Genomic DNA, 5,720 nt, shown 5'->3' with positions numbered 1-5,720 from the left:
CCATGACCGACGCCACCCAAGACATTGATCCGATTGAGTCGCGCGAGTGGCAGGATGCTGTTGAGGATGTTATTGCGCGTGATGGAGCGAACCGCGCGCATTTTCTTTTGGACAAGGCTGTTCAGCAGGCGCGGGCTTCTGGTGCGTCTTTGCCGTTTTCCTCGACGACGCCTTACCAGAACACGATTCCGACGGACGATCAGGCGGATTTTCCTGGCGATCTTGAGATGGAGTGGCGCATCCGGACGATCAACCGCTGGAACGCGATGGCGACGGTTGTGCGGCGCAACAAGGTCAGCAGCGAGTATGGCGGGCATATCGCGTCTTTCGCGTCTTCCGCGGTTATGTATGACATCGGGTTGAACCATTTTTGGCGGTCGAAAAGCGCGATCCACGGCGGTGATCTTGTGTTTTTCCAGGGTCATGTGATCCCCGGCATCTATGCGCGCAGCTTCATGGAGGGCCGGATCAGCGAGGAGCAGCTTGAAAATTTCCGGTCCGAAGTGGATGGCGGTGGGCTGTCCTCTTATCCGCATCCGTGGCTGATGCCGGATTACTGGCAGTTCCCGACGGTCAGCATGGGCCTTGGTCCATTGATGGCGATCTATCAGGCGCGGTTCATGAAATACATGCACAACCGGGGTCATATCGACATGGCGGACCGCAAGGTCTGGTGCTTTCTTGGCGATGGCGAGATGGACGAACCGGAAAGCCGGGGCGCGATTGACCTTGCGGCGCGCGAAGGTCTCGACAATCTGATCTTTGTTGTGAACTGCAACCTGCAACGGCTGGACGGCCCGGTGCGCGGCAACGGCAAGATCGTGCAGGAGCTTGAGGGCGACTTCCGCGGGGCGGGCTGGAACGTCATCAAACTCTTGTGGGGCAAGGGCTGGGACGAGCTGCTTGAGAAAGACACGACAGGCCGCTTGCGTCAGTTGATGGATGAAACCGTCGATGGCGATTACCAGACCTTCAAGTCGAAGGATGGCGCCTATATCCGCAAGCACTTCTTCGGCAAATACCCGGAAACCGCCGCGCTGGTCGAGGATTGGAGCGACGATCAGATCTGGGCGCTGCGCCGGGGCGGGCATGACCCGGAAAAGGTTTATACCGTCTTCAAGCGCGCGACCGAGACGAAGGGCCAGCCTTCGTGTCTGCTGGTGAAAACGGTCAAGGGTTACGGCATGGGGTCTGCTGGTGAAGGACAGAACACCACCCACCAGCAGAAGAAACTGGCTGAGGATCAGCTGCGCGCCTTCCGCGACCGGTTCAAGATTCCGATCAGCGACGAAGACCTGCCGAACGCGCCGTTCGTCAAGCTGAACAACGCGCAGAAGGCGTATATCCTTGAGCGCCGCAAAGAGCTTGGCGGGGAGTTCCCGAAGCGCGAATGGCGCGAGACGCCGAAGCTGGACATCCCCGGCCTCGACAAGTTCGACGGTCAGCTGAAGGGCACCGGAGATCGCGAAATCTCAACCACGATGGCGTTCGTGCGGATCCTGACGACACTGCTGCGCGACAAGAACATGGGCAAGAACGTCGTGCCGATTGTGCCCGACGAAAGCCGCACCTTCGGGATGGAGGGCTTGTTCCGCTCTGCCGGGATTTATAATCCGCTGGGGCAGAACTATACGCCTGAAGATGCGGACCAGATGATGTTCTACAAGGAAAGCAAGGACGGTCAGGTCTTGCAGGAGGGCATCAACGAAGCCGGCGCGATGGCCGACTGGATTGCGGCCGCCACGTCCTATTCCAACCACGGCGTGCCGATGGTGCCGTTCTACATCTACTATTCGATGTTCGGCTTCCAGCGGATCGGCGACTTGGCCTGGGCCGCGGGCGACAGCCGGGCGCGGGGCTTCATGCTCGGCGGGACGGCGGGGCGCACGACGCTGAACGGCGAAGGCTTGCAGCATGAGGACGGGCACAGCCACATCCTTGCCGGGACGATCCCGAACTGCATCACCTATGACCCGACCTTCAGCTATGAGGTCGCGGTGATTGTGCATAACGGCCTGAAGCGGATGTATGTCGATCAGGAGGATGTGTATTTTTACCTGACCCTGATGAATGAAAACTACACGCATCCTGACATGCCGATGGGCGCGGAAGAGGGGATCGTCAAGGGGCTCTATTGTCTTGAGAAGACCAAGAAGCCCGGCAAGAAACATGTGAACCTGCTGGGGTCGGGCACCATTCTGGTGCAGGCGCTGAAGGCGGCTGAGATGCTGAAGAAGGACTTTGGCGTCACGTCCGACATCTGGTCGGCGACCAGCCTCAACGAATTGGCCCGCGACGGTCAGGACGTGGCGCGCTGGAACCGGCTGAACCCGCTGAAAGAGCCAAAGAAAGCCTATGTGACCGAGCAGCTTGAAAAGGCCAAGGGCCCGATCATCGCGGCGACGGATTACATGAAGAACTACGCCGAACAGATCCGCGCCTTTGTGCCGGGTCAGTTCACGGTGCTTGGCACGGACGGCTTTGGCCGTTCGGACAGTCGTGTGAACCTGCGGCGGTTCTTTGAGGTGGACGCGAACCATATCGCGGCTGCCGCGATGGTCGATCTTTACCGTGACGGTGCGGTGACGAAGAAGGACCTCGAAAGCGCTCTCAAGAAATATGACGTCGACGGCGAAAAGCCTAACCCCCGGCTGGTGTGATCGGGTAAGAGGAGACAGACAACATGACAACCGAAGTCAAAGTACCCGATATTGGCGATTTTACCGACGTTCCGGTCATCAGCATTCTGGTGAGCGTGGGTGACACGATCTCCGAAGAGGACCCGCTGGTCGAACTGGAAAGCGACAAGGCGACGATGGAAGTACCGTCGCCCGCCTCTGGCACGGTCAAGGAAATCAAGGTCAGCGAGGGCGACAACGTCTCTGAAGGCACGCTGTTGCTGATCGTTGATGGTGATGGCGCAGGTGCTGCCCCTGCCGAGGAACAGAAGGAAGAGGCGTCAGCCCCAGCTGCAGCCCCGGCCCCCGCATCCGCCCCGGCCGCTGCCCCAGCCGCTGCCCCTGCGGCGATCACGGATGCCGGGTTTGGCAAGGCGCACGCGTCGCCCTCGGTCCGGGCCTTCGCGCGCCAGCTTGAAATCGACCTTGGCAAGATCAACGGGACCGGCCGCAAGGGCCGTATCCTGCGCGAAGACGTGACCGCGTATCTCAAGCAATCCTCGGCAGGGTCTGCTGCCGCTGCCGGTGGTGCGCAGGGTGGCATGGGCATACCGCCGATCCCGGCTGTGGACTTCTCAAAGTTCGGCCCGGTCGAAGATGTGGACATGCCGCGGATCAAGAAACTCTCCGGTCCCGCGCTGCACCGGTCCTGGCTGAACATCCCGCATGTCACCCATAACGAAGAGGCTGACATCACCGATCTTGACGGCTACCGGCGCGAGCTTGATACGCAAGCCAAGCAGGACGGCTACCGCGTGACGCTGCTGAGCTTTGTGATCAAGGCATCCGTTTCCGCGCTGAAACAGCATTGGGAGGTGAACTCTTCGATCCATCCCGATGGCGACAAGCTGATCAAGAAGGGTTTTTACAATATCGGCTTTGCGGCTGACACGCCGAACGGTCTGGTCGTTCCGGTGATCAAGGATGCCGACCGCAAGGGGATCATCGCGATCTCCAAGGAGCTCGGCGATCTGTCCGCCAAGGCGCGTGAGGGCAAGCTCAAGGGCGATGATATGTCCGGCGCGACCTTCACGATCTCTTCGCTTGGCGGGATCGGTGGCACGTCCTTCACTCCGATCGTCAACGCGCCCGAGGTTGCGATCCTTGGCCTGACCCGGTCGAAGATGGCCCCGGTCTGGGACAAGGAAAAAGGCGCGTTCCTGCCGCGCAACATGCAGCCGCTGTCGCTGTCCTATGACCATCGCGCGATTGACGGGGCACTTGCCGCGCGGTTCTGCGCGACGTTGAAACACCTGCTCGGCGATGTGCGCCGGCTGATGCTGTAGGGGGGCGGTCTGATGGAAGTCAAAGTTCCCGATATCGGCGATTTTTCCGACGTTCCGGTGATCGGCATTCTGGTCAGCGTAGGCGATACGGTGTCTGCCGAAGACCCGCTGATCGAACTGGAAAGCGACAAGGCGACGATGGAAGTGCCCAGCCCCGCCGATGGCGTGGTGAAGGACATCAAGGTCAGCGAAGGCGACAAGGTCTCTGAAGGCGCCGTCATCATGGTGCTGGAAGGGGCCGACGCCGGCGATGCGCCGCAAGACGATGCCCCCAAGGAAGACGCCCCAATCGAGGCCCCGAAATCCGTGGCCGCGACCGGCACGGCCTCCGGCGCTGGCGATATCCACGGCGACGTTGTCGTGCTCGGCTCCGGCCCCGGCGGTTATACGGCGGCGTTCCGGGCCGCTGATCTTGGCAAGAAGGTCGTGCTGATCGAAAAAGACAGCACCCTTGGCGGCGTCTGCCTGAACGTGGGCTGTATCCCCTCCAAGGCGCTTCTGCACGCGGCCAAGGTGATCACCGAAGCCGAAGAGATGGACGACCACGGCATCAAGTTCGCCAAGCCCAAGGTCGACGTCAAAAAGCTGGTCGGCTGGAAATCCTCGGTCGTCAAGCAGTTGACGGGCGGCCTGTCGGGCCTTGCGAAGGGCCGCAAGGTCGAGGTCGTGAACGGCTACGGCAAGTTCACCGGCCCGAACATGATCGAGGTTGAGGGCAAGGACGGCACGAAAACCGTCAGCTTTGACCAGTGTATCATCGCGGCGGGGTCTGAACCCGTCACGCTGCCGTTCATCCCGCATGACGATGACCGCGTGATCGATTCAACCGGCGCGCTGGAACTTGACGGTATCCCGAAGCGGATGCTGGTTCTGGGCGGCGGCATTATCGGTCTGGAAATGGCCTGCGTTTACGACGCGCTGGGGTCGAAGATCACCGTGGTCGAGCTGATGGATCAGATTATTCCGGGCGCTGACAAGGACATTGTCAAACCGCTCCATAAACGGATCGAAGGCCGCTATGAAGAGATTAAACTCAAGACCAAAGTGACCGATGTGAAGGCCCAGAAGAACGGGCTGAAGGTCACGTTTGAGGATGAGAAGGGCGAGGAAAGCGCTGGTATCTACGACAAGGTGCTGGTCGCCGTGGGGCGCAAGCCGAACGGCAAGCTGATCAACGCCGAAGCAGCGGGCGTCGCCGTGGATGATCGCGGCTTTATCGCCGTTGACGGGCAACAACGCACCGGGCAGCCGCATATCTTTGCGATTGGCGATGTGGTCGGCCAGCCAATGCTGGCCCACAAGGCGGTCCACGAAGGCAAGGTCGCGGCGGAGGTCTGTGCAGGTCACAAACGCTTCTTCGATGCCCGCGTGATCCCGTCGGTCGCCTATACGGACCCTGAGGTTGCGTGGGTCGGCCTGACCGAAACACAAGCAAAGGAACGCGGGCTGAAACTCGGCAAGGGCGTCTTCCCATGGGCCGCCTCAGGCCGCTCCCTCTCGCTCGGGCGCTCCGAAGGGATCACCAAGGTTCTGTTCGACGAAGAAGACGACCGCGTGATCGGCGCTGGCATCGTCGGCCCCAACGCAGGCGATCTGATCGCCGAAGTCGCACTCGCCATCGAAATGGGCGCCGACGCCGTAGACCTCGGACACACAATACACCCACACCCAACACTCTCTGAAACCGTAAACTTCGCAGCAGAAATGTTCGAAGGAACAATAACAGACCTAATCCCACCGAAGAAAAGGAAGTGAA

At 60.5% G+C, this 5,720-nt stretch carries 3 protein-coding genes; all 3 read left to right on the top strand.

Annotation, left to right across the window (positions count from 1 at the left end; genetic code table 11):
* The first annotated feature begins 2 nt into the window (after positions 1 to 2).
* Genes aceE through lpdA form a run of 3 tightly spaced genes read left to right on the top strand, consistent with a single transcriptional unit; the run spans position 3 to position 5,719 of the window.
* On the top strand, positions 3 to 2,660 hold the full coding sequence (aceE, locus tag ACEWPJ_RS18605) for a pyruvate dehydrogenase (acetyl-transferring), homodimeric type (protein WP_416514534.1): 2,658 nt from the start codon (positions 3 to 5) through the stop codon (positions 2,658 to 2,660).
* Between the two features lie 23 nt (positions 2,661 to 2,683).
* Positions 2,684 to 3,964 carry a dihydrolipoyllysine-residue acetyltransferase gene (gene aceF / locus ACEWPJ_RS18600; RefSeq protein ID WP_416514533.1) on the top strand — a complete coding sequence of 427 codons (1,281 nt, stop codon included), beginning with the start codon at positions 2,684 to 2,686 and terminating at the stop codon, positions 3,962 to 3,964.
* A 12-nt stretch (positions 3,965 to 3,976) separates the two neighbouring features.
* Positions 3,977 to 5,719, top strand: coding sequence for a dihydrolipoyl dehydrogenase (lpdA, locus tag ACEWPJ_RS18595; RefSeq protein WP_416514531.1), 1,743 nt, complete (start codon positions 3,977 to 3,979; stop codon positions 5,717 to 5,719).
* Position 5,720: the final 1 nt, after the last annotated feature.

The sequence above is a fragment of the Aliiroseovarius sp. YM-037 genome, assembly GCF_048060095.1.
GTDB lineage: Bacteria > Pseudomonadota > Alphaproteobacteria > Rhodobacterales > Rhodobacteraceae > JBLUOA01.
This window is presented reverse-complemented; position numbering and strand designations above follow the sequence as displayed.